Consider the following 25,486-nt stretch of genomic DNA (forward strand, 5'->3'; position numbering starts at 1 on the left):
CCCATGACGAACGGCACGCGCTCTGCGGGGACCGCCGCCCCGGCGCAGGGCGCACCCGCCCCGGACACCGCCCTGCGGGAGCGGCGCCCGCCCCGCCCCCGGCCCCCCGAACGGCCGCGCAGGCGAAGCCTCCTCGGCGGCCTGGTCAGGACCGCGCGGCCCAAGCAGTGGATCAAGAACATCCTGGTCGTCGCCGCCCCCGCGGCCGCCGGCCGGCTCTTCTCCCCGCCCGCCCTGGCCGAACTGGCGGTGGTCTTCGCGCTGTTCACCGCGTGTGCCGCCGCGGTCTACCTGATCAACGACGCGCGCGACGCGGACGCCGACCGCGCCCACCCGACCAAGCGGCACCGCCCGGTCGCCGCCGGGCAGGTCCCCGTGCCGGCCGCCTACGCGGTGGGCGGCACGCTCGCCGTCCTCGCCCCGGCCGCCGCGGCCTGGCTGACCTCGCCGTCGGTCGCGGCGCTGCTGACGGCGTACCTCGGCATGCAGCTGGCGTACTGCGTGAGCCTCAAGCACGTCCTTGTCGTCGATCTCGCCGTCGTCACGACCGGGTTCCTGATGCGGGCGATGGCCGGCGGGCTCGCGCTCGGCATCCCGCTCTCGCGGTGGTTCCTGATCACGACCGGGTTCGGGGCGCTGTTCATGGTCTCGGCGAAGCGGTACTCCGAGGCCGTGCAGATGGCCGGGAAGGGCGGCGCCACGCGCGCGTTGCTCACCGAGTACACCACCGGCTACCTCCGCTTCGTGTGGCAGCTCGCCGCCGGGGTCGCCGTGCTGGCGTACTGCCTGTGGGCGCTGGAGGAGGGCGGCGACCCGCACACCGGGCTGCTGCCGTGGCGGCAGCTGTCGATGGTCGCCTTCATCCTGGCGGTCCTGCGCTACGCCGTGTTCGCCGACCGGGGCACGGCGGGCGAACCCGAGGAGGTGGTGCTGCGCGACCGCGCGCTCGCCGTCATCGGGCTGGTGTGGCTCGCCATGTACGGCCTGGCGGTGGCCGATTGGTGACCCGGGCGACCTCCCGCACGGGCGCCCGGCCCCCGCTCGCCACCCGCCGTGACGTCCGCTCCCGGGCCCCCCTCCGCTCCCGGGAACTGCTCTCCTTCGCCGCCGTGGGCCTGCTCGCCTACGCCACCGACCTGGCCCTGTTCAGCTGGCTGCGCGGCCCCGTGGCCACGGACCCCCTCACCGCAAAGGCGCTCTCCTTCCTGGCCGGCTGCACGGTGGCGTACGCGGGCAACGCGCTCGGCACCTACCGGGACCGCGCGGGCGGCACCCCCTGGCGCCGGTACGCGGCGTTCTTCGCGGTCAACGCGGCCGGCGCCCTCGTCCAGCTCCTCTGCCTCGCCGTCAGCCACTACGGCCTCGGTCTCACCTCCCAGCGCGCGGACACCGTCTCCGGCGCGGGAATCGGGATGGCGCTGGCCACCATCGTCCGGTTCTGGGGCACCCGGACATGGGTGTTCCGCAGCGAGGGCGGGGTCGGATCATGGACTGGCTGAAGAACCTTCCGGTCGTCGGGCCGTGGGCCGCACGGCTGATGACCACGCACGCGTGGCGCTCCTACGAGCGGCTGGACCGCGTGCACTGGACCCGGCTTGCCGCGGCGATGACGTTCACGAGCTTCGTGGCGCTGTTCCCGCTGCTGACCGTGGCGGCCGCGATCGCCGCCGCCACGCTCGGCACCGACCGGCAGAAGGAGCTGGAGGACCGGATCGCCGAGCAGATCCCCGGCATCTCCGACCAGCTCGACATCGCCGGGCTGGTCCACAACGCGGGCACCGTCGGGATCATCGCCGGTGCCCTGCTGCTGTTCACCGGCATCGGGTGGGTCGGCTCGATGCGGGAGTGCCTGCGGGCGGTGTGGGAACTGCCCGACGACGAGGAGAACCCGATCCTGCGCAAGGTCAAGGACGGCGGAGTCCTGGTCGGGCTCGGCGGCGCGGTCCTGGTCACCCTCGTCGCCTCCACGGTCGCCTCGGCGGCGGTCGGCTGGACCGCCCGCCACCTGGGCCTGGAGGAACAGGGCTGGGGCAGCGCGCTGTTGCGGATCGCCGCGTTCGCCGTGGCCGTCCTCGCCGACTTCCTGGTACTGCTGTACGTCCTGTCGCTGCTGCCCGGCGTCGAACCGAGCAGGCACCGGCTGCTGGTCGGCGCGCTGGTCGGGGCGATCGGCTTCGAGCTGCTGAAGCTGCTGCTGAGCGGCTATGTGCAGGGCGTGGCCGCGAAGAGCATGTACGGCGCCTTCGGCGTGCCGGTCGCCCTGCTGCTGTGGATCAACTTCACCTGCAAGCTGGTGCTGTTCTGCGCCGCCTGGACGGCGACGCCCGGCAAGCGGGCGGCCGGGATCACCGCCGGCGACGCACCAGGTCCGGCAGCGGCCAGCGGCGGTTGACCAGGAACGTGCCCCCGACGAGCAGCACCAGCAGCCCGCCCGCGATCCCCAGGGCGATCCCCATGCCGGTGGAGCCGCTCTCGGTCGCGGCGCTCGCCACCGGCGCCCTGGAGGTACCGCCGGCCGCGGCGCCGCCGGCCTCACCCGTGTCCGCGGGGGCGGTGGCCGTGGCACCCGGCCGGCCGTCGGACCGGACGGCGCCCCTGGGCGGCACCAGCTCGCCGACCGGCTCGACCTTCCCGGCCGCCTGGAAACCCCAGTCGAAGAGCCGCGCGGTCTCCTTGTAGACCTCGTTGTGCTCGTCCTTCTGCGGGTTCATCACCGTGACGAGCAGCACCCTGCCGTCACGTTCGGCGACCCCGGTGAAGGTGGCGCCGGCGTTGGTGGTGTTGCCGTTCTTGACGCCCGCGATGCCCTGGTACTGGGTGATGTCGTAGTCGCCGGTGAGCAGCCGGTTGGTGTTCTGGATCTCGAAGGTCTCGCGGACCGTGCGGCCCTTCTTGTTCTTCTTCGTCTCGCCGGGGAACTTGGCGGTCAGCGTGGAGCAGTACTCCCGGAAGTCCTTCTTCTGCAGCCCGGAGCGGGCGATCAGGGTCAGGTCGTAGGCGGAGGAGACCTGTCCGGGTGCGTCGTAGCCGTCCGGGCTGACCACGTGGGTGTCGAGGGCCTGCAGCTCCTCGGCGTGCTCGTTCATCTCCCGGACGGTCTTGTCCAGACCGTCGTTCATCGCGGACAGCACGTGCACCGCGTCGTTGCCGGACCGCAGGAAGACGCCGAGCCACAGGTCGTGGACGGTGTAGGTCTCGTCCTCCTTTATGCCGACCAGGCTGGAGCCGGCGCCGACGTCCGCGAGGTCCTCGGGCGCGACCTTGTACGTCATGGAACTGGGGAACTTCGGCAGCAGGGTGTCGGCGAACAGCATCTTCAGCGTGCTGGCCGGGGCGAGCCGCCAGTGCGCGTTGTGCGCGGCCAGCACCTCGCCGGACTCGGCGTCGGCGACGATCCACGACCGCGCGGTGACGTCCTTCGGCAGCACCGGCACCCCGCTCGCCAGGTTCACCTGGGTGCCCGGCTGCCCGAGCCGCGTCCCGCCGACGGTCGACATGTTCGCCGGGGGAGCGGCCGACCGGGCGGCGCCGGGGCTCGCGCTCGCCGACGGGCCGGGCGACGGGGCGGCGAGGGCGGCGGGAGCGGTCAGCGAGAGGGACAGCAGGGTCGCGGAAGCGACCAGCAGGGACCGCCTGACGGTCTTCTGGGGTGCGGGCACGAGCGAGAACGTACAGGGCCGCCGCGCGGAAGTCCCACCCCCCTCTCCACCCCGGCCGGGGAACCGGCCACCGGGCGGCGATACTGAACGCATGAAACTCAGCCGCCCGATCTCCTGGTTCCTGCTCGCCTTCGGGGTGTGGAGCTGGGTCATCTGGGTCACTTTCGTCAAAAACCTGATCAAGGACGGCAGTGGGCTCGCGTTCGACGACGGTCGCCCGACGGCGTACTTCTGGGTGCACCTGCTGCTCGCCGTCGTCTCCTTCCTCTTGGGGACGGCCATCGGGGTCATCGGGTTGCGCGGACTGCGCGCACTGCGCCGTACGTCATAGCGGCCGCCGGACCACGACCCCCCTCCCCGCCCTCCAGGAGAGAGCAACGGCATGGTGATCGTCTTCCTGCTCGTCACGGTGAGCGTCCTCGTGGCGGGCAACTGGTACCTGTGGCGCCGCCTGTTCCGCGACACCACCCGCGCCCCGGGAGCGGTCCGCCGCGCGGGCGCGGCGCTGATCGCGGGCGGCTGGCTGCTGGCGGTGGGCGCGCTGGTCGCCGAACGGGCCGGCGCCCCGTTCTGGCTCCAGCGCACCCTCGCCTGGCCGGGGTTCCTCTGGCTGGCCCTGTCGATGTACCTGCTGCTCGCCCTGCTGGCCGGTGAGGTGGTGCGGCCGGTGCTGCGCCGCCTCCTGGAACGCCGGGACCGCGCGCGCACGCCCGCGGCGGCCGGGGCCAGGCAGCCGGAGCCGATACCGACCGGCGCGCCCCCCGCACAGCCGGAGGCCGCCGGTACACCGGACGAGCCCGGGACGGCGCAGGGAACGGACGGGACCGCGGGCACGCGGAGCGCCGAGGCGACCGAGGGGGCCCGGCCGCCCGCCCCCGCGGCTCCCTCCCGCCGGCTCTTCGTCTCCCGGGTGGTGGCCGGTGCCGCCGCCGCGGCGGCCGTCGGCACGGTCGGCTACGGCTCCTACGGAGTGCTGCGCGGCCCGCGGGTGAAGCGGGTCACCGTCCCGCTCGCCAAGCTCCCGCGCGGGGCGCACGGTTTCCGGATCGCGGTGGTCAGCGACATCCACCTGGGTCCGGTGCTCGGCCGCGGCTTCGCCCAGAAGGTCGTCGACACGATCAACTCCACCCAGCCCGACCTGATCGCGGTCGTCGGCGACCTCGTCGACGGCAGCGTGAAGGACCTCGGGCCCGCCGCGGCCCCCCTGGCCGAGCTGAGGGCCCGTCACGGGGCGTACTTCGTCACCGGCAACCACGAGTACTTCTCCGGCGCCGAGCAGTGGGTCGAGGAGGTGCGGCGGCTGGGCCTGCGCCCGCTGGAGAACGACCGCACCGAGCTGCCCTTCTTCGACCTCGCGGGCGTCAACGACGTGGCCGGCGAGAGCGAGGGGCAGGGCCCCGACTTCGGCAGGGCGCTCGGCGACCGGGACACCGCACGCGCGTGCGTGCTGCTCGCCCACCAGCCGGTGCAGATCCACGACGCCGTGGAGCACGGCGTCGACCTCCAGCTCTCCGGCCACACCCACGGCGGCCAGCTCTGGCCCGGCAGCCTGCTGGCGTCCGCCGCCAACCCCACCGTGGCGGGCCTGGAGCGGTACGGCGACACCCAGCTGTACGTCAGCCGCGGCGCGGGGGCGTGGGGGCCGCCGACCCGGGTGGGAGCCCCCTCGGACATCACCGTGGTGGAGCTGGCGTCCCGCCGGGCGTGACCGCGCGCTCCGAGCGAACCATGGCCTGATCTCGATGGCACACCCGACCACCGCACCGCCGCATCCGCCCAACCCGCACCGGGCGACCGCCCGGCACCGCACCATGTGTCAGAGGTGTGAGGGGGGTGAGGAGCGGCAGTGATGAGGCGCTACGCGTTCCGGCTGCCCCGGCACCCGGGTTCCGTCGGCCTCGCCCGGCGCCGGGTGCGGGACCACCTGGCCGCCTGGGGGCACGGCCCGGACGACCCCGCGCTCGGCGACGCCGCGCTGCTGGTGTCCGAACTCGCCACCAACGCCCTGCGCCACGGGCCCCACGCGCAGGGCGAGTTCGAGGTCGCGGTCACCGCGCTGGCCGACGGCTCCTGTCTCCTGGAGGTCTCCGACGAGGGCCGGGCGGCCCCCCGGATGCGGACGCCGGAGCCCTGGGAGGAGAGCGGCCGGGGCCTGCACCTGGTGGAGCACGTCGCCGCCGCCTGGGGCGTGTGGAGCCGGGGCGGCCACGGGAAGACCGTGTGGGCCCTGATCGCCCCCGCCCACTCCTGAGCGCGAACCGGTGTGCGCGGGCGTGCGCCGGTCAGGAACCCGCCGTCTTGCGGCCGGGGTCGGGCAGCGCCCGGGTCATGCCCGGCAGGAAGTCGGTGAACAGCTCGTGGACCTCCCGCACCAGCGGGCGCAGCACCCGGAACCGGGCCAGCGACACGCCCCGCGCGGTGAGCCGGGCCCCGCGCTCGGCGAGCCGGTAGCTGCGCTCCCGGCCCTCGGTGCGGTCGAAGATCCAGTACAGGCACAGGCCCATCTGGGACAGCCACATCAGCTCGGGCAGGGCATCCCTCAGTTCCTCGGGCACCTTGGTCTTCGTCGCGCCCGCCAGCACGTCCCGGTGGACGCTGATGGCCTCCTCGCGCGCGTGCTCCGACTCGGGGGAGAACGGGCTGAGCGGGCTGTCGGGGTCGGCGGCGTTCTTGAAGAACTGCACCGCGAACTCGTGGTAGGGCGACGCCACGTCCAGCCAGGCCTTCAGCACGCCCGCCAGCCGCGCCTCCAGGTCGCTCTCCCGGGCCAGGATCTCCCGGACCGCCGCCTGGTGATCGGCGGCGATCCGGTCGTAGAAGCCCTGGATCAGGTGCTCCTTGCCGGCGAAGTAGTAGTAGGCGTTGCCGACCGAGACCCCGGCCTCCTGGGCGATGGCCCGCATGGTCGTCTTGTCGTAGCCGCGCTCCTGGAACAGCCGCATTGCCGTCTCCAGGATCAGCGCACGGGTCTGCTCGGACTTGCTGGGCGGGTCGCCCGCACCGGGCGTGTCGTTCATGGCAGGCACGGTAGGAGAGCCTAGTCAGTGCCCGGGCGGCCTACCGACCGGTGGGGCAGGCCCCGCCGGCGCAGCCGGGCGGGTGGTGCCTCCAGCCGGAGCCGGGGTCGTACACCCACCCGTCCGCGCGGCGGTAGGCCTCCCCGCCCCACCGCGCACCCCGCCACTTCGCCGCCGCCAGCACCGCGCCCCTGGCCAGCAGCGCCCCCGTCGGGGTGCTGAGGCGATGCGCGAGTCCCCTGTGCTCGCGCAGCGCCCACAACGTCACGATCCACGCGGCCGTCCCCTGATACACCTGTCCGGCGTCCCCGACGACGGTGATCTCGTCGAGGGTGGCGCCGTGGTCCAGGCCGGGGAAGCGCCGCCGGGCCTCGGCGGAGGCCGCGGGCAGCGGCTCCAGCGGGACCAGCTGCGGCTGCCGCACCAGCCAGTCGCGCAGGAAGGCGCACAGACCGCACTCGGCGTCGTACAGGACGGTGAGCCGGCGGACCGGGACGCGCGAGGCGTCCCGGTCCGCGGCGGTGGTCACGGCTCCCCCCGCGGCGGTGGTCACCGCGCTCACGCCCCGGCCGTGGGGGCGGCCCAGCCCTGCGGCGGGACCGGCGGGAGCTGCTCGCGCTCCATCACCCCGCGCCGCCGGATGCGGTTGAGCACGTACACGTTGCCCAGGTGCATGACGCCCAGCACCAGCAGCACCACGCCCAGCTTGGTCGACAGCGCCTCGAAGATCCCGCGCGTGTCGGTGACGGTCTCCTCGTCGCCCAGGTAGAGGGCCACGAAGCCCAGGTTGACCAGGTAGAAGCCGACCACGAGGAGGTGGTTGACGGCGTCGGCGAGCTTTTCGTTGCCGTGCAGCACATCGGCGAGGAAGACCCGCCCGTTGCGGCTCAGCGTGCGGGCCACCCAGACGGTCAGGGCGATGCTCACCAGCAGGTAGATGACGTAGGCGACGACCGTACGGTCCATGTCCCCCACCCTTTCTTGAACGCGTTCAAAACGCTGACAGGGCAGACTCTAGACCTGTTTTTGAACGTGTTCAACCAAGGGGGGCCGCACCGTCGGTGTGACCCGCGCCGCACCGGTGCCGTGCGGACCGCTCAGGGCCGGCGCCCCAGTTCCGGCCGCTTGCCGTAGTCCGTGAACCCGAGGACGTTGCCCCATGGGTCGGCGATCTCCACCGTCCAGCCGGTGGCTACGGGGGCGGGCTCCTCCAGCGGCGTGATGCCCGCGTGGGCCAGTGCCCGCGCGGCGGCCCGGGCGTCCGGCACCTCCAGCCACACCCGCGGGGACGGCCACGGCGGCGGCCGGTGCCCGAACCCCTCCTCCCTGCGCAGCAGCAGGCCCGGGGTCTCGCCCCCCACCTTCAGCAGGGCGATGCCGGCCTCGTCGAGCCGGAAGGCGGTCGTGAACCCGGCGCGTTCGTAGAACGTCACCGCCTCGGCGAGGTCGCCGACGGGCAGCAGCACGTTGTCGAAGCCGAGCAGCTCGTACGACTGGTCGTCTGACATACCGTCAGAATAGGGCGGAAGGCGGCCGGATCCCGGCATTGCCGGTGGCGGCCCGCACCGACGCCCGCCCGGCAGCGGTGACGTTCGCCGAGACGGCGCCCGCGCGAAGCCGCGAGAACGGCCCCGGGCGCACCGCGCGGCGCCCCTGCGGCTGCCCGCTCCGGCGGAGCCCGGCCGGGGCCGGCCCGGGGACGACGCGGGCCCCGCCTCCCCAGGGGGAGACGGGGCCCGGAAAGGGTCGACCCGAGGATCAGTAGCGGCGCGTGATCAGCGCCCGCTTCACTTCCTGGATCGCCTTGGTGACCTCGATACCGCGCGGGCAGGCGTCCGTGCAGTTGAACGTCGTGCGGCAGCGCCAGACGCCGTCCTTGTCGTTGAGGATCTCCAGGCGCTGCTCGCCCGCCTCGTCACGCGAGTCGAAGATGAAGCGGTGCGCGTTGACGATGGCGGCCGGGCCGAAGTACTGGCCGTCGTTCCAGAACACCGGGCACGAGGTGGTGCAGGCGGCGCACAGGATGCACTTCGTGGTGTCGTCGAAGCGCTCGCGGTCCTCGGCCGACTGGAGCCGCTCACGGGTCGGCTCGTTGGTGTCCTTCGTGATCAGGAAGGGCATCACGTCCCGGTACGCCTGGAAGAACGGCTCCATGTCGACGACCAGGTCCTTCAGGACCGTCAGGCCCTTTATGGGCTCGACCGTGATCGGCTTCTCCGGGTTGATGTCCTTGATCAGCGTCTTGCAGGCCAGACGGTTCTTGCCGTTGATCCGCATGGCGTCCGAGCCGCAGATGCCGTGGGCGCAGGAGCGGCGGAAGGTCAGCGTGCCGTCCAGGTCCCACTTGATCTTGTGCAGCCCGTCGAGGACGCGCTCCTTGGGGTCGATCTCCAGCTGAAAGTCTTCCCAGGTCGCCTCCGCCGAGATCTCCGGGTTGAACCGGCGGACCCGGAAGGTGACGGTGATGTACGGGGAGGCGGCGGAGTCCGCCCCGACCTTGTCCAGAACAGGGGTAGCCATCAGTACTTACGCTCCATCGGCTGGTAGCGGGTCTGGACGACCGGCTTGTAGTCGAGACGGACGGTTTCGGACCCGTCGGCGCCGACCTCGCGGTACGCCATGGTGTGGCGCATGAAGTTGACGTCGTCACGGTTCGGGTAGTCCTCGCGGTAGTGACCGCCGCGGGACTCCTTGCGGGCCAGGGCGGAGACCGCCATGACCTCGGCCAGGTCGAGCAGGTTGCCCAGCTCGATGGCCTCCAGCAGGTCCGTGTTGAACCGCTTGCCCTTGTCCTGGATCGCCACGTTCTTGTAGCGCTCGCGCAGCTCGGCGATCTTCTCGACCGCCGTCTTGATCGTCTGCTCGGTGCGGAACACCATGACGTTGGCGTCCATGGTCTCCTGCAGCTCGCGGCGCAGCTCGGCCACCCGCTCGTTGCCGGTGGAGCTGCGCAGCCGCTCGATCTGCTCGACGACGAACGCCTCCGGGTTCTCCGGCAGCTCGACGAAGTCCGCCTTCTGCGAGTACTCCGCCGCCGCGATGCCGGCCCGCTTGCCGAACACGTTGATGTCCAGCAGCGAGTTGGTGCCCAGGCGGTTGGCGCCGTGCACCGAGACGCAGGCGACCTCGCCGGCCGCGTACAGGCCCGGGACGACGGTGGTGTTGTCCGCCAGGACCTCACCCTCGACGTTGGTCGGGATACCGCCCATGGCGTAGTGCGCGGTCGGCTGGATCGGGATCGGGTCCGTGTACGGCTCGATGCCCAGGTAGGTCCGCGCGAACTCGGTGATGTCCGGGAGCTTGGCGTCCAGCTGCTCCGGCGGCAGGTGGGTGAGGTCCAGGTAGACGTGGTCGCCCTCGGGACCGCAGCCGCGGCCCTCCCGGATCTCGGTGTAGATGGAGCGGGACACGACGTCACGGGACGCCAGGTCCTTCATGACGGGCGCGTACTTCTCCATGAAGCGCTCGCCGTCCTTGTTGCGGAGGATGCCGCCCTCACCGCGGGCGCCCTCCGTCAGCAGGATGCCCATGCGCCAGATGCCGGTCGGGTGGAACTGGAAGAACTCCATGTCCTCCAGCGGGATGCCCCGCCGGTACACGGCCGCCTGGCCGTCACCGGTCAGCGTGTGCGCGTTGGAGGTCACCTTGAAGAACTTGCCGCAGCCGCCGGAGGCGTAGATCACGGACTTCGCCTGGAAGACGTGGATCTCACCGGTCGCCAGCTCGTACGCGACGACACCGGCGGACTTCTTGACGCCGCCCACCTCGGTGATCAGCTGGTCCAGGACGTAGAACTCGTTGAAGAACTCCACGCCGTGCTTGACGCAGTTCTGGTACAGCGTCTGGAGGATCATGTGGCCGGTGCGGTCGGCCGCGTAGCAGGACCGGCGGACCGGGGCCTCGCCGTGGTTGCGGCTGTGACCGCCGAAGCGGCGCTGGTCGATGGTGCCGTTCGGGGTCCGGTTGAACGGCAGGCCCATCTTCTCCAGGTCGAGGACGGAGTCGATGGCCTCCTTCGCGAGGATCTCGGCGGCGTCCTGGTCGACCAGGTAGTCACCGCCCTTGACCGTGTCGAAGGTGTGCCACTCCCAGTTGTCCTCCTCCACGTTGGCCAGCGCGGCGGCCATGCCGCCCTGCGCGGCGCCCGTGTGGGAGCGGGTGGGGTAGAGCTTGGTGAGCACGGCGGTGCGGCTGCGCTTCGTCGACTCGATGGCCGCGCGCATACCGGCGCCACCGGCGCCGACGATGACGGTGTCGTACTTGTGGATCTTCATGATTCTCGCAGCCCCGTGCCTAGCGGATGTTCGGGTCGAAGGTGAAGATCACCAGCGTGCCCAGCAGGATGGTGAACACCGTGGCGGTGTAGAGCAGGCCCTTGAGCCACAGCCGGGTGTTCGCGCGTTCCGCGTAGTCGTTGATGACCGTGCGCAGGCCGTTGGCGCCGTGCAGCATCGCCAGCCACAGCATCAGCAGGTCCCAGACCTGCCAGAACGGGGAGGCCCAGCGGCCGGCCACGAAGGCGAAACCGATCTTGGAGACGCCGCCGTCGAGCACGAGCTGGATCAGCAGGTGGCCGAGGACCAGGACGACCAGCACCACGCCGGACAGGCGCATGAAGAGCCAGGCCGCCATCTCGAAGTTGCCCCGGGTCGACCTCGGGGTCTTCTTGGTGCGCTTGCGCGGCGCCTCGATGTAGGGCGCGGGGTTGTCGACGCTGTGGCCGCCCTCGACGGGGCCGACGCCGGAAGCGGTGGTCTCAGTGGTGGACATGGGCGTCAGCTCCCGAACAGTTCACGAGCGGCGTGGCCGAGGACGGGGTAGATCGCCCCGAGCATCAGCACGACCCAGATGCCGACGACGGCCCAGAGCATCTGCTTCTGGTAGCGCGTTCCCTTCGACCAGAAGTCGACGGCGATGACGCGGAGGCCGTTGAGCGCGTGGAAGAGGATGGCGGCGACGAGGCCGTACTCCAGCACGGCGACGATCGGCGTCTTGTAGGTGGCTACGACCTTGTCGTACGCCTCGGGGGAGACACGGACGAGTGCGGTGTCCAGCACGTGCACGAACAGGAAGAAGAAGATGAGGACGCCGGTGACTCGGTGAGCCACCCAGGACCACATTCCTTCCCGTCCGCGGTACAGCGTTCCAGCCGGCACGGAAGAACCCTCCGGGAGCGGGATTGGGGCCTGCCGGCTTCGGTGTCGGACGGGCCCGGCCGGGTACGGTCCACCGGCCCCCAGCATCGTAGCGACGCTTGCCTGTGGCGCTTACACGGGGCCTGTCGGTGTGATCAAACTGGCACGCGTACGGGTGAGGTTTGCGGCATTTGCGGTGAGCTGCCCGCCGTGCGCAGGGCGGGTGCCGTTGTGCCTGGTCGGGCGCGGTACGGCGGCAGCCGCACGCCGGTCACGGCCCCGCGTGCGCGACCAGCTCCACCAGGCGCCCCTTCGCCAGGCGCCGGAGTTCCTCCGCCGTCACCTGGCGCTCGTCCTCCGGATCGTTGGCCAATCGTGACCGGATCGCCGTCAGGACGTGGTCGAGGGCCTCGCCGGGCGACACGCCCTTCACGGAGATGACGAAGACATGCCCGAACTTCGCCTCGTAGGCGGCGCAGGCCGCGTTCAGCGCGGTGTGGGCGGCCTCGTACGTTCCGGGCGGGAGGTGCGGCAGGGACTCCCTCGCCAGCGCCTGCGCCACCTCCCGCGGTGTCAGGTCGTAGGCCGCCTCGTCGGCGGCGGCCAGGAGGGAGGGCAGGTCCGGGTAGGGGCGGTGGGCGGTGACGCGGTCGGCCCAGCGGGGGCTGTGCAGGCAGGTGAGGAGCGCGCGCCGGGCGGATTCGGCGGGGGCGGTGTTGAAGGCGTCCAGCGGGGCACAGGTGCCGCGGGACTGTCCGGGTATGGCGAGCCGGTCGGGGAGACGGTGCGCGGGCAGCGTGAGTCCTCGAAGGAAGGTGTGAAAGTTGTGCCCTCACGTTATCGAGAGTGGTCCCGGTGTGTCCGACGCATGCCCGAATTTCACTCGGACGGGGAGGTTTGAGGACCTCTCGTGGACGCCCGTCGTCCGCTTCGGGCGTACGTTGGCGTCGTGAGCCAGCACAGGCGCCGCGTGTCGGCGACTCGGGCGAGGCGGAGGCGGGTGGCGGCGATGGCCACCGGGGCCGCCGCCGTGGTGGTCGCGGCCGGAGCGGGCCTCGGACTGTGGGCCGGCGGGGGCGACGGGGGCGGCGGCGAGCCGGCGGGCTCCGCGCGGCGGACCTCGGCCGGGGAACCGGCGCGCCGGGCCCCCGGCACCCCGGAACCGAGCCCGACCCACCCCCTCTCCTCCGCGCCGCGCACCATCCCGGCCGTGGGGGCGCACACCCCCGCGCGCGGACCCGGGTGGCGGCCCGAGCGCGGGCACCGGGTGGTGGTCGGCGATCCGGACCTCGCCGACGAGGGCCGGCTGATCGCCGGTGAGCTGGGGATGACGTACGGCGGGCAGAACGGGGAGGTGCGGGCCGGGGACGTCCGGCTGGCGCTGGGTGACGACGAGGGCGCGGACCCGGAGGCGTACACCATGACCGTGCGCGGCGGCCGGGTCACCATCACCGCCGCCGACGACGCGGGCGTCTTCTACGGCACCCGCACCCTGAAGCAGGCCGTGCGCGCCGGGGGCAGCGCCCCGGAGGGCGTGGTCCGCGACGACCCGGCCAAGCCCCAGCGCGGCTTCATGCTGGACATCGCGCGCAAGCACTTCGACGCGGGCTGGATCGAGGACCGGGTGCGGGAGCTGGGGGACCTGAAGTTCAACCAGCTCGGCCTGCACTTCTCCGACGACCAGGGGTTCCGGATCGAGTCCGGCACGCATCCGGAGGTCGTGTCGAAGGACCACCTGACCAAGGCGCAGGTGCGGCGGATCGTCGAGCTGGCCGAGAGCCGGCACATCACCGTCGTACCGGAGATCGACTCGCCCGGGCACCTCGGGGCCGTCATCGCCGCCCACCCCGACCTCCAGCTCCGGGACGCGCAGGGCGTCGCGGCGAGCGGCGCGGTCGACATCTCCGACCCGGACGCCGCCGGGATCGTCGACGACCTGCTGAACGAGTACGCCGACCTCTTCCCCGGCGCGCCCTGGCACCTGGGCGGCGACGAGTACCGGGCGCTCACCGCCTCCGACCCCGAGGCGTCCTACCCGCAGCTCGCCGCCGCCGCGCGGGAGGCGTACGGCGCGGACGGGACCGTCGCCGACCTCGCCACCGACTGGCTCAACGACCGGGCGGAGACCGTCCGTGCGCAGCGCAAGACGCCGCGCGCCTGGAACGACGGGTTCTACCGGGACGCCTCGGTCGCCGCCGACGAGCGGATCCAGGTCGCCTACTGGACCGGCAAGGAGATCGGGGCCCGGCAGCCGGCGGAGTACCTGAGCGCCGGCCGCCAGGTGATCAACTACAACGACGAGTTCCTCTACTACGTGCTCGGCGAGCCGCAGACCTTCGTCTACCCGACCGGGCAGCGGATCTACGAGCAGTGGAACCCGCGGGTGCTGCGCGGGACCGAGGCCGTGCCCGCCCGGTACGACGGGCAGATACTCGGCGGAACGTTCGCCGTCTGGTGCGACCTGGCCGGCGCGCAGACCCAGCAGCAGGTCGCGGAGGGCATCCGCATGCCCCTGCGTGCCACCGTCCAGAAACTCTGGGACCCGGGCGAACCCCCGCTCGACTGGCCCGAGTTCAAGGCACTGGCGGACAGGCTGGGCTGACCCGGGACCGGGCTGCGGCCGCCCCCGGTCCGCTGGCCGAAAACCTCCGCCTCCGCACCCCCGTCCGGCCGGGTGACGCACCGCTGTGACAGAACGCGCCCGTCGCACGCAGTAAGGGGAAGTGCGGGCTCCGTAGAGGTCGGCGCCCATGGCAGGCCTCGGAACGGGCCCGGACGGGGAGATGCGGATGAGCCTGGTGGAACTGATCGCGCAGGCCGACGAACGCGGACTGGCCGCCAGCGGACTGGCTTGTCTTGATCGGTGCGTGCCGCTGCTCGGCGGTGACGACGACGAGGTGCTGCGCCCCCTCTGGGCGAACCTCGTGGACGGCGGTGACGCCGGAGCCTGGGGCGCCCTGCTCGACGAGGCGCGTGCCCGGCTGGGCGTCGCCGACGTCATGGCCGCCGAGGACGTCGAGGACGAGGCCGCCCTGCTCGTCCGCCGGATGCTCGCCGCCGCCCCGGCCGTCCGCTCCGCCCCCGAGGCGCGGGTGTGGGCCGACGCCTGCTCCGTCGCCGCGCTCCAGGTGCACCGGCTGCTCGACCTCGCCGACGACCCCGACTCCGTCGAGGCCCACCGCACCGGCCGCACCGAGGGCATGTCCCCGCTGGTCGCCGCCGAACTGCGCCGCCAGATCACCGTCCTGGAACTCCTCGCCGAGCACGGCACCGGCGGCCTGCGCCGCGCCCTCGACGTCTCCACCGAGGGCCGCCGGGTGCTGCGCGCGGTGGTGTCCCGGCGCGCCCGGCACGGCTAGGGCCTTTCGTCTGGATCAGCCCGGCTTGAGGTCCGGAGCCTCTCGACCGACCCGAGCCCCGCGACGCCGGGGTGATCCGAACGGCAGGCCCCAAACCCCCGGCGGCGGGGACATCCTGTGACCGTTCCGGGACGAGTGGGGCGGTCCTGCGCCGGTTGCGGGAAGCCGCCGGATCCGGGTGACGCATCGCCCGCCCGGAGCGCTCTTCCCCATGTGACGACGACACATCAGGAGATCAGGCCCTCCGCCGCGGCCAAGCCCGCGCGATGGGCGGCGGACGCGGTGGCGGCGGTACGGGAGGGGGCGCGGATACGCCTCGACTACTCCGCGCAGAGCCTGTGGCGCGTCGACCGGTTCATCGACGAGCTGCGCCGCGAGGGCACCCCGTACGCCGCCGCCCGGACGGTGCTGCGCGGCTTCGGGGCGTACGCCGGTGAGGTGATCGTCCGGCAGACCGGCGCCGAGTGGTGGGCGACCGGCGGCGACCACTGGGTGCGCACCCCGGACGGCCGCCTCTGGGACCCCGTCGACGAGGCCCGCCGCTGCTTCGCGGGCGACGGCTCGCTGCGGCTGCTCTGCCGGGACGCGACCACGGGCCGGCCACCGCGCTAGACACCCCGTCCGGCCGGAAGCCGCTCCGGGCCGTGGCGCGGTGGGCCCCCGCCGGACGCCGCGCGACGCGCGAGAGGCCGAAAGGTTGTACGAGGGACATGAGGTGTCCGTGTGCGAATGGACACGTCCACCACCCGTGATGTTCGCGAAGGACCGTCCGCTTGATCATCCGGGAGAACCGGAGGGGGACTCTCCCGCGCGACCGAAGGGACGGGCTCATGAACCGGGTGGACCACACCGCAAGGCCGGCTGCGAGGGAGATGCGCCCGTACACCCGGGCCTTCGTCGCCCGCGTCACCGCCCGCAACCGGCTGCCGCTTGACTTCTCCGTGGCCAGCCTGCGGGTGGTCGACTTCCTCATCGACGGGCTGCGCAAGGGCGGCGCCGAACGGGAGCGGGTGGGCGAGACGCTGTTCGGGCTCGGCGCGTACGTCGGCGAGGTCCTGGTGCGCCGCGCGGGTGCCGAGTGGGTGGACTTCGACGCCCAGCAGAGCGCCTACTTCGGCCAGCACGTCGGAGTCCGGATGCCGGACGGCCGGGTCTGGAACCCGCTCGGCAAGGTGCACAACCGCTTCGACAGCGGAAGCCCGGAGGAGTCCCTGCGGACCTTCTACCTGACGCTGCACGGGAGGCCGCGCAGGGCGGTGGCGTGATCCCGGGCCGGCCGCCGGCCGCCGTTCCCTGTGACATTTCTGTGCGGACCGGCGCTGATGAGCGTGGGGGACGTGGGCAAGGGCGGTCGTGTCCCCGGTTCGGATCCGCCACAGACCGGTTAGGGCGAGGACAGTTCTTGGGCCAGGGAGGGGAACCCCGCCGCGCGCAGGCGTACGACGGGGAACTGGGCGCGGCCGTCGCGCGGGCCCAGGAAGGTGACGAGGCCGCCTTCGCGGTCGCCTACCGGCTCGTGCAGCCCGGGCTGCTCGGCTATGTGCGCGGACTCGTCGGCGACGACGCCGAGGACGTGACCTCCGACGCCTGGCTGGAGATCGCCCGCGACCTCGGGCGGTTCAAGGGGGACGGGGCGGGCTTCCGGGGCTGGACCGCCACCATCGCCCGCCACCGGGCGCTGGACCACCTGCGCCGGCAGCGGGTACGGCCCCGCTCGTCGGCGCTGGAGCAGGACGTGCTCGACCTGCCGGGCCGGCACACCACACACGACCAGGCCCTGGAGTCCATCTCCACCGAGCAGGCCCTGGAACTCGTGCGGGCACTGCCCCGGGACCAGGCCGAGGCGGTGCTGCTGAGGGTCGTCGTCGGTCTCGACGGCCCGGCCGCCGCCCGGGTGCTCGGCAAGCGGCCCGGTGCGGTGCGCACCGCCGCCTACCGGGGGCTGAGACGGCTGGCCCGGCAGCTCGGCGACCGGGGTGTGACGGATGGCGGGCCCAGGACGCTGGGGGAGTCGAAATGAACGTCGGCGGGCACGTCGGCACGGACGTGTGAGAAGAACGGCGAAATGAACGATGCACGCCGAAATGAACAGTGACGACGACAGCGAGGACGACAGACCCGGCCGTGTGCGGGGCACTGGTCGGACAGGACGGGAAGCGGACATGGGTGAACGGCTGAACGGCGACGGTGCGCCGGCCCGCCGCCCGGCCCACCCCGGCGTGCCGGCTCCGGACGGTGCCGTCCCCCCGCCTCCCGCCCCCTTCGCCCCGGCCGGGGGCCTCGACGAAGCCGGGGTACGGGCGCTGCTCGCCGCCGCGGTGCGCGCCGAGCGGGTGGACGCCGAGGGCGAACTGCGTGCCGTGGCCGCCTTCCGGGCCGCCCGGGAGACCGGCGCGCACCGGGCCCGCACCCGCCGCCGGGACGACTGGCGGCCCCGCGGGCGGCGACGCTGGTCGGCCCGCTCGATGAGGACCGCGTTCTCGCTGTTCGCGGCGAGTCTCACCCTGGGCGGCGTCGCGGTCGCCGGGATCGGCTCGGGCGGCTCCGCCCCGCAGGAGCCCGCCGAGGACCGCCGCCGCACCGCTCCCTCCGGCGACACCCCGGCCCCGCGCACCGACCGGCCGGCCGGGCGCACGCCCGGCACCGGCCCGGCGCGGCAGGACCACCCGCCGACCGCGGCGGACACCGAGGCCCACTGCCGTGCCTACGAGCGGGTCGAGGGCCGCGGCCGGGCGATGGCGGCGGAGGCCTGGCAGCGGCTGGTCGCCGCGGCGGGCGGCCCGGAGCAGGTCCCCGGGTACTGCGCGCGGCGGCAGACGGACGAGCGGGCGAACGGAAAGCAGCCGGCGCGTCCCACCGACGCCCCGGCGAGTCCCGCGACCCCCGCGGACCCCGGCGGCTCCGGGCACCGGGGGAAGCCGGCCGCGCCGGTCACCCCGACGGCCCGCCCGGCGGACCCCGGAGGCCGGGCCGAGGAGCACGGGCCGGACCGGGACACCGGGAAGCAGCAGGGCCGGGACTGAGGGATCGGCGGGCCGTCGGCGGGCGGGTCTCCCCGGCCCGCGGACACTCTCCAGGGCCGCCAAGGCAACGGCCGGGGCCGCCACCCCCCACAGGAGAGGCCCCGGCCGTCGCGCGGCACGGGCCGCGCGGCGACCCGTACTTCCTACAGCGCCAAGCGGGCGTTTCGTGTCACACCCCGGCTTTCGCGCCCGCACGGACCCCGCCAGGACCCGGTCCGGGCAAGGTCGCGTCACGAGTTAGTTGCATCTTCTACGTATCTCCCGTGGACATGGACGGGGAACGGTTTCAGGTCGTAACGTGCCATTCGCACCGGACCGCGGCCAGGGGAAGACAGAGCGATCGTGGCAGACGCCCGCGCGAAAGCGGCGCCGGTGAGGCGCAGAGGGAGTGCGGTGCTGGGGGACGACGCCGAGCTGACGGCAGCGGTGCTTGCGGCACAGGACGGGGACGAGACCGCGTTCCGTACCGTGTACCGCGCCGTGCACCCGCGGCTGCTCGGGTACGTGCGGACACTGGTCGGGGAACCCGACGCCGAGGACGTGGCGTCCGAGGCCTGGCTCCAGATAGCCAGGGACCTCGAACGGTTCAGCGGCGACGCGGACCGCTTCCGCGGCTGGGCCGCCCGGATCGCCCGCAACCGCGCCCTCGACCACATACGCATGCGCGGCCGCCGCCCCGCCATCGGCGGCGACGAGACCGAACTGAGCGGCAAGCCCGCCGAGTCCGACACCGCCGGCGAGGCCATCGAGGCGCTGGCCACCGACCGCACCCTCTCCCTGATCGCCGGGCTGCCGCAGGACCAGGCCGAGGCCGTCGTACTGCGCGTGGTCGTCGGCCTCGACGCCAAGACCGCCGCCGAGACGCTGGGCAAGCGGGCCGGCGCGGTCCGCACGGCGGCGCACCGCGGGCTGAAGCGGCTGGCCGAGCTGCTGGGCGAGCCCGGCGGCGATCCGGAATCGACCGGGGTGCTCGACGCCCTGCCCCCACAGCGAGAACCGCGCGGGCGCGCGGTGACGTCCGCGAGTGTGACGCATATGCGCGCGCGGACGCAGAAGGACATGTGATGGCCGACGAGCAGTACAGGTGGCTGGACCGTGAGACAGCGGAGCGGTTGCTGCGCGGCGAGTCACCGGATGCCGTCGACCCCGCCGCCCGGCAGCAGGCCGAACGGCTCGCCGAAGCGCTCGGCGCACTGTCCGCCACACCCCCGCCGACCAGCGAGGAACTCCCCGGCGAGGCCGCCGCGCTGGCCGCCTTCCGCAAGGTCCGCGCCGAGCGCGACGAGGAGCGCGCGGCGCTCGCCGGCCCCGGCCGCGCCCGTCCGGCCGGCGCCGGGCTGATCCGTGGCGGCGCCCGCGCGGGCGACCGCGGCGCGAACGGCCGCCGTCCGCGCCGGCCCCGCGCGCTGCGCCTCGGACTGGCCGCCGCGCTGGCCGCCGGGACGGTCGGCGGAGTCGCCTTCGCGGCCGGAACCGGAGCGCTGCCGACGCCCTTCGACGACCCCCGCCCGCGCCCCGGCGCCTCGGTGCCGGCCGCCGCTCCCTCGGGCCGCTCGCTGTCCACCCCGTCCCCGGACGGCGCCCACGGCGGGGCCGGCGGCTCGGTCGTGCCCGACGGGGGCCGGCCCTCGCGGGACGTTGCGGAGGACGACGGCCGCGACCGGGGCCGGGATCCCGAGGACGGGTCCGGCCCGTCCGGCGGGGCGGGCCGGTCGTGGACGGAGATCGCGGCGGCCTGCCGGGCCCTGCGGGACGGGCACGGCCTGGATGCCGACCGCCGCCGCACCCTGGCGGGGGTGGCGGGCGGCTCCGCCCGGGTGGGCCGCTACTGCGACGGCGTGCTGCGGACCACGCACCCCGGCTCCGGGTCCTCCGGCGGCTCGTCCACGTCCGGCCAGGGCCAGGGCCAGGGCCAGGGCGGCAACGGCGGCAACGGCAACGGCAGCGGCAAGGGCCACAACGGCAACGGCAGCGGCGGCGCGGCCGACAACGGCAACGGCGGCGCGGCCGGCAAGGGCGAAGGCGATGCCGGCAAGGGCGAAGGCGATGCCGGCAAGGGCAACGGCAACGGCGGAGGCAACGGCCACGCGGGCGGCGGGAACGGTCACTCCGGCGGCAACGGAACCGGCAACGGCAACGGCAACGGCAACGGCAACGGGAACGAGAGCGGGAGCGGCAGAGGCAGCGGAAAGGGCGACGGGCAGGGGCGCTCCGGAGCCGGCCGGCCCGCCGCCGCACAGGACGCGCCCGGTCGCGAGCAACGCGAGGTGCGGACGGCCGAGTCCCCCGAGCCTTCCTTCAGCCCTGCTGAATAACGCTCTGACCTGCGGTTCTTCCTGCCTTCCAAGATTTTTCCGCAGGGGTGTGACGTTTTTGGCCGGCGGGGCGCAGTACTGAGTGAGCCGACTGGTCATCGGCCGTCGCACGGAGCCGGGGTTCCCCCCGTACCCACGGCTCGTGCACACGGCGCGGGCGGGACACGTTCCCCCGGTCCCGCCCGCGCCCCGCAATCTCCTCGCCCAGTCCACCGTCGTGCGCCTCACCAGTGGACGACGACCTTGTCACCGGTCCGCACCTGGGCGAACACCTCCGCGATCGCCGTCTCGTCCCGCACGTTGACACAGCCGTGCGAGGCGCCCGCGTAGCCGCGCGCGGCGAAGTCCGCGGAGTAGTGCACCGCCTGGCCGCCGCTGAAGAACATCGCGTACGGCATCGGCGCGTCGTAGAGCGTGGAGTGGTGGTGGCGCGACTTCCAGTAGACCTCGAACTCGCCCTCGCGGGTCGGGGTGTACTCCGAGCCGAAGCGGACCGGGAGGGCCGTCACCGTCCGCCCGTCGATCATCCAGCGCAGCGTCCGGCTCGACTTGCTGATGCACAGCACCCGCCCGGTCAGACAGCGCGGGTCGGGCGCGTCGGCGGGCTGCCCGCCCATCAGATACAGCTCCCACCGTCCCGGTTCCCGGGTCATGTCCAGCAGCCGCTGCCAGGTCACGGTGTCCGTCTCGCCCGTCGGCGGCAGCCCGCGCTTGCCCTGGAAGCCGCGGACGGCCCGCTCGGTCAGATCGTCGTACGTCCCGGTGGGCCCGTCGAACAGCCAGGCCACCTGCCGCAGCCGGGCCTGGAGTTCGCGGACGCCCGGGCCGGTGTCGCCGCGGGACCACAGGACGAGCGGCGGCACGCCCGGCTTGCCGTCCGCCGTCGCGGGGGGAGCCGCCGCGGAGGCGGCCGGGGCGGCGGACGGGGGCGGGGCGGAGGACGCCGGGGCGGCCGGAGCCCGGGTGGCGGGCGGGGCGGCCGGTGCGGTGCCGGTGATGTCGATGTGCACCGGCCCGCGCGGCTCGCCGTCCGCGTCGACCGCCTGGGCGGTGCAGCCGCACACCGCCGCCGTGGCCACCAGTCCGGCCAGCACGGCCCGGACCGCCGGTCCGGCGCCCGCCCGTGCCGTCGTCGCCCCGTTCGTCCGTCCCGCGTCCGTCCGCGTCCGCATGACCGCCCCCTCGTCGCCGCACCGCGGTGCCGCGCACCGCGCCGGTCTCCTTTGTGAGTGTTCCCCGCGCGTGACGGGTCGCGAACGGCGCGGCATCGTTGTGAGGAAGGTCCCAGCGTGGGGGCCTCCACCGGGCGCACGGCCGTCGCTACAGTCCGTGGCGAGGGTTGGTTGTACTGGCGAGTAACGAAGTAGTGCGGAGGCACACCATGGCACGCGAGTCGGAGTCCGGACTGCCCATCGAGCCGGTGTACGGGCCGGAGGCGCTGGAGGGCTGGGACCCGGCGGAGAAGCTGGGTGAGCCGGGCGCGTATCCGTTCACGCGAGGCGTGTACCCGACGATGTACACCGGCCGCCCCTGGACCATGCGCCAGTACGCCGGCTTCGGCACGGCCACCGAGTCCAACGCCCGCTACAAGCAGCTGATCGCCAACGGCACCATGGGCCTGTCGGTCGCCTTCGACCTGCCCACCCAGATGGGCCACGACTCGGACGCGCCGATCGCGCACGGCGAGGTCGGCAAGGTCGGCGTGGCCATCGACTCGGTCGACGACATGCGGGTGCTGTTCGGCGGCATCCCGCTGGACAAGGTGTCGACGTCGATGACGATCAACGCCCCGGCCGCCCTGCTTCTGCTGCTCTACCAGCTCGTCGCCGAGGAGCAGGGCGTCAGCGCCGAGAAGCTCACGGGCACGATCCAGAACGACGTGCTGAAGGAGTACATCGCGCGCGGGACGTACATCTTCCCGCCGAAGCCCTCGCTGCGCCTGATCGCCGACATCTTCAAGTACTGCAAGGCCGAGATCCCGAAGTGGAACACCATCTCGATCTCCGGCTACCACATGGCGGAGGCGGGCGCGTCCCCCGCGCAGGAGATCGCCTTCACCCTCGCCGACGGCATCGAGTACGTCCGTACGGCCGTCGCGGCCGGCATGGACGTCGACGACTTCGCCCCCCGCCTGTCCTTCTTCTTCGTGGCCCGGACGACGATCCTGGAGGAGGTCGCCAAGTTCCGCGCCGCCCGCCGGATCTGGGCGCGGGTGATGAAGGAGGAGTTCGGCGCGAAGAACCCCAAGTCGCTCATGCTGCGCTTCCACACGCAGACCGCGGGCGTGCAGCTGACGGCCCAGCAGCCGGAGGTGAACCTGGTCCGCGTCGCCGTCCAGGGCCTCGCGGCCGTCCTCGGCGGCACCCAGTCCCTGCACACCAACTCCTTCGACGAGGCGATCGCCCTGCCGACGGACAAGTCGGCCCGGCTCGCCCTGCGCACCCAGCAGGTGCTGGCGTACGAGACGGACGTGACCGCCACCGTGGACCCCTTCGCGGGCTCCTACGTCATCGAGAAGATGACCGACGAGGTGGAGGCGGCGGCCGTCGAGCTGATGCGCAAGGTCGAGGACCTCGGCGGCGCGGTCTCCGCGATCGAGCGCGGCTTCCAGAAGAACGAGATCGAGCGCAACGCCTACCGGATCGCCCAGGAGACCGACTCCGGCGAGCGGGTCGTGGTCGGCGTCAACCGCTTCCAGCTCGACGAGGAGGAGCCGTACGAGCCGCTGCGCGTCGACCCCTCGATCGAGGCCCAGCAGGCCGAGCGCCTGGCCCGGCTGCGCGCGGAGCGCGACCAGGCGGCGGTGGACTCGGCGCTGGCCGCCCTGAAGAAGGCCGCCGAGGGCGAGGACAACGTCCTGTACCCGATGAAGGACGCGCTGCGGGCCCGGGCCACGGTCGGCGAGGTGTGCAACGCGCTGCGCGAGGTGTGGGGGACGTACGTCCCGTCGGACGCGTTCTGACGTCCGGGACGCCCGTGAGGAGTGCCGTACCCCCGTGCGACACTCCTGTCCATGTTCGGCGTCATCGACCTCCCCACCTACCTGGCAGGCCTCCTCCTGATCGTCCTGCTCCCCGGCCCCAACTCGCTCTACGTGCTGTCCGTGGCCGCCCGCAAGGGCGTCCGCACCGGGTACGCGGCCGCGGCCGGGGTCTTCACCGGCGACACGGTCCTGATGACGCTGGCCGCGCTCGGCGCGGCCAGCGTGCTGACCACGACCCCGCTGCTGTTCCTCGTGGTGAAGTACGCCGGTGCCGCGTACCTCGCGTGGATGGCGTACGGCATGCTGCGCTCGGCCGTGGCCCTGTGGAAGGCGCGCGGCGAAGAACGGACGGCGGCGGCCGAACCGGCCGTCCCGCGGTCCGCGCAGGAGCGCCCCTACCGCCGGGCCCTGGTGGTCTCCCTGCTCAACCCGAAGGCGATCCTGTTCCTGATCTCCTTCTTCGTGCAGTTCGTCGACCCCGGCTACGCCTACCCGGCGCTCTCCTTCCTCGTCCTGGGCGCCCTGCTGCAGACGGCGAGCTTCCTCTACCTGTCGCTGCTGATATTCGGCGGCACCCGCCTCGCCGACGCGTTCCGCCGCAGGCGGCGGCTGGCCGCGGGCGCCACGTCGGCGGCGGGGGCGCTGTTCCTCGGCTTCGCCGTGAAACTGTCACTGGCCGGCGCCTGAAGCGCTGCGGCGTGCGCCCTGAGGGGCCGGGTCCCCCGGCTTCGGGCCCGCCTGCCGGGGCAGCCCGCCCCCGCGGCGTACGCCGCCCGGCCCGTCGCCGGGGCGCCCGCCCGGCGGCGTCAGCCCAGTGACCGGCGCAGCAGCGGCGTCGCCCACCGCTCCACGTACCGGTTGAACAGCCGCGCCAGCACCAGCATCGCCACCAGCGTGGCGGCCAGCGTCAGCCACGACGGCAGCGCCAGCTCCTGGTGGAAGACCTCGACGGCGACCCAGCCCAGGTGCTCGTGGACGAGGTAGAAGGGGTACGTCAGCGCGCCCGCGGTGGTCAGCCACGGCCAGTCGGCCCGGCGCAGCCAGCCCAGGGCCACCGCCAGCACGGCGAGGAAGCCCGCGGTGACGATCAGGATGATCACCGAGGCCGAGCGGTAGGAGAAGTGGCCGGGGCCGGGGCTGTGCCACAGGTCCGCCACCGCGTAGTGCTGGCCGGTCAGCCAGCTCACCCCGACGATGCCCCACGCGGTGGCGTCCCGCCGGTCACGGTGCAGCAGGTACAGGCCGATGCCGCCGATGAAGAACGGCGCGTACTCGGGCATCAGCACCAGGTCGAGCAGCGGTTCGTCGGCGGCGTCGGCGATCGCCGCGGCCAGCGTCCACACCCCGCAGAACAGCACCACCCGGCGCCGGCTCGCCCCCGGCAGCACGACACACAGGGCGAACAGCGCGTAGAAGCGGACCTCCACCCACAGCGTCCAGCACACGCCGAGCACCCGGTCGGCGCCCAGCGGCTGCTGAAGCAGCGTCAGGTTTACCAGCGCGTCGCTCGGCGAGACCGCCGCGAACGCCACGCCCGGCAGCGCGAACACCGCCGTCACCAGCACCACGGCCACCCAGTACGAGGGCATCAGCCGCGCCGCGCGGGAGGCGAAGAACGAGCGCAGCGGCCGCCCCCAGCCGCTCATGCAGATGACGAATCCGCTGATCACGAAGAACACCTGGACGCCGAGGCAGCCATAGGCGAACCACGAGTGCAGCGTGGGGAACTGCTGTTTCGGCGAGGAACCCCAGGCATCGGTGATCTCGCCGCCCCGGCCGCCGTAGTGATAGAGCGCCACCATCAGCGCGGCCACCAGCCGCAGCCCGTCCAGGGCGCGCAGCCGCCCCGCCCCGGCGGCGGCGGGCGGTTTCTCAACCGCCTTGTCCGATCGGCGAGTCGGGCTGACGAACGTTTCGACCACGGCGCCACCCTAAGCCGTGCTCCTCGGCAATTCCGTTCGGGGCAAACACGATTTGCCTGCATGACCCGAACGG

At 73.3% G+C, this 25,486-nt stretch carries 28 protein-coding genes; 16 read left to right on the plus strand and 12 right to left on the minus strand.

Annotated features, from left to right (window positions below):
• Nucleotides 1-3 precede the first annotated feature (3 nt).
• The 3 genes from SGLAU_RS20595 to SGLAU_RS20605 are packed head-to-tail and all read left to right on the plus strand — an operon-like array spanning nt 4 to nt 2,392.
• On the plus strand, nt 4-1,005 hold the full coding sequence (locus tag SGLAU_RS20595; RefSeq protein ID WP_052413837.1) for a decaprenyl-phosphate phosphoribosyltransferase: 1,002 nt from the start codon (nt 4-6) through the stop codon (nt 1,003-1,005).
• Entirely contained in the window at nt 999-1,499 is a 501-nt protein-coding gene (locus SGLAU_RS20600) for a GtrA family protein (protein WP_412556243.1), read from the plus strand. Before SGLAU_RS20595 ends, SGLAU_RS20600 begins: the two co-directional genes overlap by 7 nt.
• A complete protein-coding gene (locus tag SGLAU_RS20605) occupies nt 1,487-2,392 on the plus strand; it encodes a YihY/virulence factor BrkB family protein (RefSeq protein WP_043503505.1) in 906 nt (301 codons plus the stop codon). The genes SGLAU_RS20600 and SGLAU_RS20605 overlap by 13 nt, the downstream gene beginning before the upstream one ends.
• Here the strand turns inward: SGLAU_RS20605 and SGLAU_RS20610 are convergent.
• Entirely contained in the window at nt 2,346-3,659 is a 1,314-nt protein-coding gene (locus SGLAU_RS20610; RefSeq protein WP_043503506.1) for a D-alanyl-D-alanine carboxypeptidase family protein, read from the minus strand. The two genes, SGLAU_RS20605 and SGLAU_RS20610, sit on opposite strands and share 47 nt — an antisense overlap.
• 91 nt (nt 3,660-3,750) lie before the next feature.
• On the opposite strand from SGLAU_RS20610, the gene SGLAU_RS20615 reads away from it, so the two are divergent.
• From SGLAU_RS20615 to SGLAU_RS20625, 3 genes are all read left to right on the plus strand, one after another.
• Complete coding sequence (locus SGLAU_RS20615; protein WP_043503508.1) at nt 3,751-3,990, plus strand: SCO4848 family membrane protein; 240 nt, start codon at nt 3,751-3,753, stop codon at nt 3,988-3,990.
• Nucleotides 3,991-4,041: 51 nt separating this feature from the next.
• Complete coding sequence (locus SGLAU_RS20620) at nt 4,042-5,367, plus strand: metallophosphoesterase (protein WP_043503510.1); 1,326 nt, start codon at nt 4,042-4,044, stop codon at nt 5,365-5,367.
• A 138-nt stretch (nt 5,368-5,505) separates the two neighbouring features.
• Complete coding sequence (locus tag SGLAU_RS20625; protein ID WP_043503511.1) at nt 5,506-5,910, plus strand: ATP-binding protein; 405 nt, start codon at nt 5,506-5,508, stop codon at nt 5,908-5,910.
• 31 nt (nt 5,911-5,941) lie between these two features.
• Here SGLAU_RS20625 and SGLAU_RS20630 read toward each other — a convergent pair whose 3' ends face one another.
• From SGLAU_RS20630 to SGLAU_RS20670, 9 genes are all read right to left on the minus strand, one after another.
• The gene (locus SGLAU_RS20630) at nt 5,942-6,685 is read right to left on the minus strand and encodes a TetR/AcrR family transcriptional regulator (RefSeq protein WP_043503512.1); all 744 of its coding nucleotides are present in this window, start codon (nt 6,683-6,685) and stop codon (nt 5,942-5,944) included.
• A gap of 31 nt (nt 6,686-6,716) precedes the next feature.
• The gene (locus SGLAU_RS20635) at nt 6,717-7,205 is read right to left on the minus strand and encodes a thiol-disulfide oxidoreductase DCC family protein (RefSeq protein WP_043506862.1); all 489 of its coding nucleotides are present in this window, start codon (nt 7,203-7,205) and stop codon (nt 6,717-6,719) included.
• Nucleotides 7,206-7,234: 29 nt separating this feature from the next.
• Nucleotides 7,235-7,642, minus strand: coding sequence for a hypothetical protein (locus tag SGLAU_RS20640; RefSeq protein ID WP_043503515.1), 408 nt, complete (start codon nt 7,640-7,642; stop codon nt 7,235-7,237).
• Nucleotides 7,643-7,773: 131 nt separating this feature from the next.
• Nucleotides 7,774-8,184, minus strand: a complete 411-nt coding sequence (locus SGLAU_RS20645; RefSeq protein WP_043503516.1) for a VOC family protein — start codon at nt 8,182-8,184, stop codon at nt 7,774-7,776.
• A 250-nt stretch (nt 8,185-8,434) separates the two neighbouring features.
• Nucleotides 8,435-9,196 carry a succinate dehydrogenase iron-sulfur subunit gene (locus tag SGLAU_RS20650; protein WP_043503518.1) on the minus strand — a complete coding sequence of 254 codons (762 nt, stop codon included), beginning with the start codon at nt 9,194-9,196 and terminating at the stop codon, nt 8,435-8,437.
• Nucleotides 9,196-10,950, minus strand: a complete 1,755-nt coding sequence (gene sdhA / locus SGLAU_RS20655; protein WP_043503522.1) for a succinate dehydrogenase flavoprotein subunit — start codon at nt 10,948-10,950, stop codon at nt 9,196-9,198. Before sdhA ends, SGLAU_RS20650 begins: the two co-directional genes overlap by 1 nt.
• 19 nt (nt 10,951-10,969) lie before the next feature.
• A complete protein-coding gene (locus SGLAU_RS20660; RefSeq protein WP_043503524.1) occupies nt 10,970-11,446 on the minus strand; it encodes a succinate dehydrogenase hydrophobic membrane anchor subunit in 477 nt (158 codons plus the stop codon).
• Nucleotides 11,447-11,451: 5 nt separating this feature from the next.
• Nucleotides 11,452-11,832: a succinate dehydrogenase, cytochrome b556 subunit gene (gene sdhC / locus SGLAU_RS20665; protein WP_078957807.1), complete on the minus strand. Its 381-nt coding sequence runs from the start codon at nt 11,830-11,832 to the stop codon at nt 11,452-11,454.
• A gap of 250 nt (nt 11,833-12,082) precedes the next feature.
• Nucleotides 12,083-12,607, minus strand: a complete 525-nt coding sequence (locus tag SGLAU_RS20670) for a 2-oxo-4-hydroxy-4-carboxy-5-ureidoimidazoline decarboxylase (RefSeq protein WP_043503529.1) — start codon at nt 12,605-12,607, stop codon at nt 12,083-12,085.
• A gap of 213 nt (nt 12,608-12,820) precedes the next feature.
• Here SGLAU_RS20670 and SGLAU_RS20675 point away from each other — a divergent pair, with 213 nt between their 5' ends.
• The 8 genes from SGLAU_RS20675 to SGLAU_RS34480 all read left to right on the plus strand — a co-directional run bounded on the left by SGLAU_RS20675 (nt 12,821) and on the right by SGLAU_RS34480 (nt 20,508).
• On the plus strand, nt 12,821-14,413 hold the full coding sequence (locus SGLAU_RS20675; protein ID WP_043506863.1) for a beta-N-acetylhexosaminidase: 1,593 nt from the start codon (nt 12,821-12,823) through the stop codon (nt 14,411-14,413).
• Nucleotides 14,414-14,600: 187 nt separating this feature from the next.
• Complete coding sequence (locus SGLAU_RS20680; RefSeq protein ID WP_043503531.1) at nt 14,601-15,170, plus strand: hypothetical protein; 570 nt, start codon at nt 14,601-14,603, stop codon at nt 15,168-15,170.
• A 213-nt stretch (nt 15,171-15,383) separates the two neighbouring features.
• Nucleotides 15,384-15,782 carry a hypothetical protein gene (locus SGLAU_RS20685; protein ID WP_043503534.1) on the plus strand — a complete coding sequence of 133 codons (399 nt, stop codon included), beginning with the start codon at nt 15,384-15,386 and terminating at the stop codon, nt 15,780-15,782.
• Nucleotides 15,783-16,042: 260 nt separating this feature from the next.
• Entirely contained in the window at nt 16,043-16,435 is a 393-nt protein-coding gene (locus SGLAU_RS20690; protein ID WP_099052840.1) for a hypothetical protein, read from the plus strand.
• Nucleotides 16,436-16,572: 137 nt separating this feature from the next.
• Nucleotides 16,573-17,190 carry an RNA polymerase sigma factor gene (locus SGLAU_RS20695; protein ID WP_043503539.1) on the plus strand — a complete coding sequence of 206 codons (618 nt, stop codon included), beginning with the start codon at nt 16,573-16,575 and terminating at the stop codon, nt 17,188-17,190.
• Nucleotides 17,191-17,332: 142 nt separating this feature from the next.
• Nucleotides 17,333-18,193 carry a hypothetical protein gene (locus SGLAU_RS20700; RefSeq protein ID WP_052413839.1) on the plus strand — a complete coding sequence of 287 codons (861 nt, stop codon included), beginning with the start codon at nt 17,333-17,335 and terminating at the stop codon, nt 18,191-18,193.
• Between the two features lie 393 nt (nt 18,194-18,586).
• Nucleotides 18,587-19,258: an RNA polymerase sigma factor gene (locus SGLAU_RS20705; protein WP_043503541.1), complete on the plus strand. Its 672-nt coding sequence runs from the start codon at nt 18,587-18,589 to the stop codon at nt 19,256-19,258.
• Nucleotides 19,258-20,508 (plus strand): hypothetical protein, encoded by a 1,251-nt coding sequence (locus SGLAU_RS34480; protein WP_052413840.1) that lies wholly within the window; start codon nt 19,258-19,260, stop codon nt 20,506-20,508. Before SGLAU_RS20705 ends, SGLAU_RS34480 begins: the two co-directional genes overlap by 1 nt.
• Nucleotides 20,509-20,732: 224 nt before the next feature.
• Here the strand turns inward: SGLAU_RS34480 and SGLAU_RS20715 are convergent, their stop codons facing one another.
• Nucleotides 20,733-21,680: a L,D-transpeptidase family protein gene (locus SGLAU_RS20715; protein ID WP_078957808.1), complete on the minus strand. Its 948-nt coding sequence runs from the start codon at nt 21,678-21,680 to the stop codon at nt 20,733-20,735.
• Nucleotides 21,681-21,889: 209 nt separating this feature from the next.
• Between SGLAU_RS20715 and SGLAU_RS20720 the strand changes: the two genes are divergently transcribed.
• Both SGLAU_RS20720 and leuE read left to right on the plus strand, forming a co-directional pair.
• Nucleotides 21,890-23,470 (plus strand): methylmalonyl-CoA mutase, encoded by a 1,581-nt coding sequence (locus SGLAU_RS20720; protein ID WP_043503543.1) that lies wholly within the window; start codon nt 21,890-21,892, stop codon nt 23,468-23,470.
• 51 nt (nt 23,471-23,521) lie between these two features.
• On the plus strand, nt 23,522-24,178 hold the full coding sequence (gene leuE / locus SGLAU_RS20725) for a leucine efflux protein LeuE (RefSeq protein WP_043503546.1): 657 nt from the start codon (nt 23,522-23,524) through the stop codon (nt 24,176-24,178).
• 119 nt (nt 24,179-24,297) lie between these two features.
• On the opposite strand, the gene SGLAU_RS20730 is transcribed toward leuE, so the two are convergent.
• Nucleotides 24,298-25,413, minus strand: a complete 1,116-nt coding sequence (locus SGLAU_RS20730) for an acyltransferase family protein (RefSeq protein WP_043503549.1) — start codon at nt 25,411-25,413, stop codon at nt 24,298-24,300.
• Nucleotides 25,414-25,486 lie beyond the last annotated feature (73 nt).

The organism is Streptomyces glaucescens, from assembly GCF_000761215.1.
In the GTDB taxonomy this organism is placed as follows: Bacteria; Actinomycetota; Actinomycetes; order Streptomycetales; family Streptomycetaceae; genus Streptomyces; species Streptomyces glaucescens_B.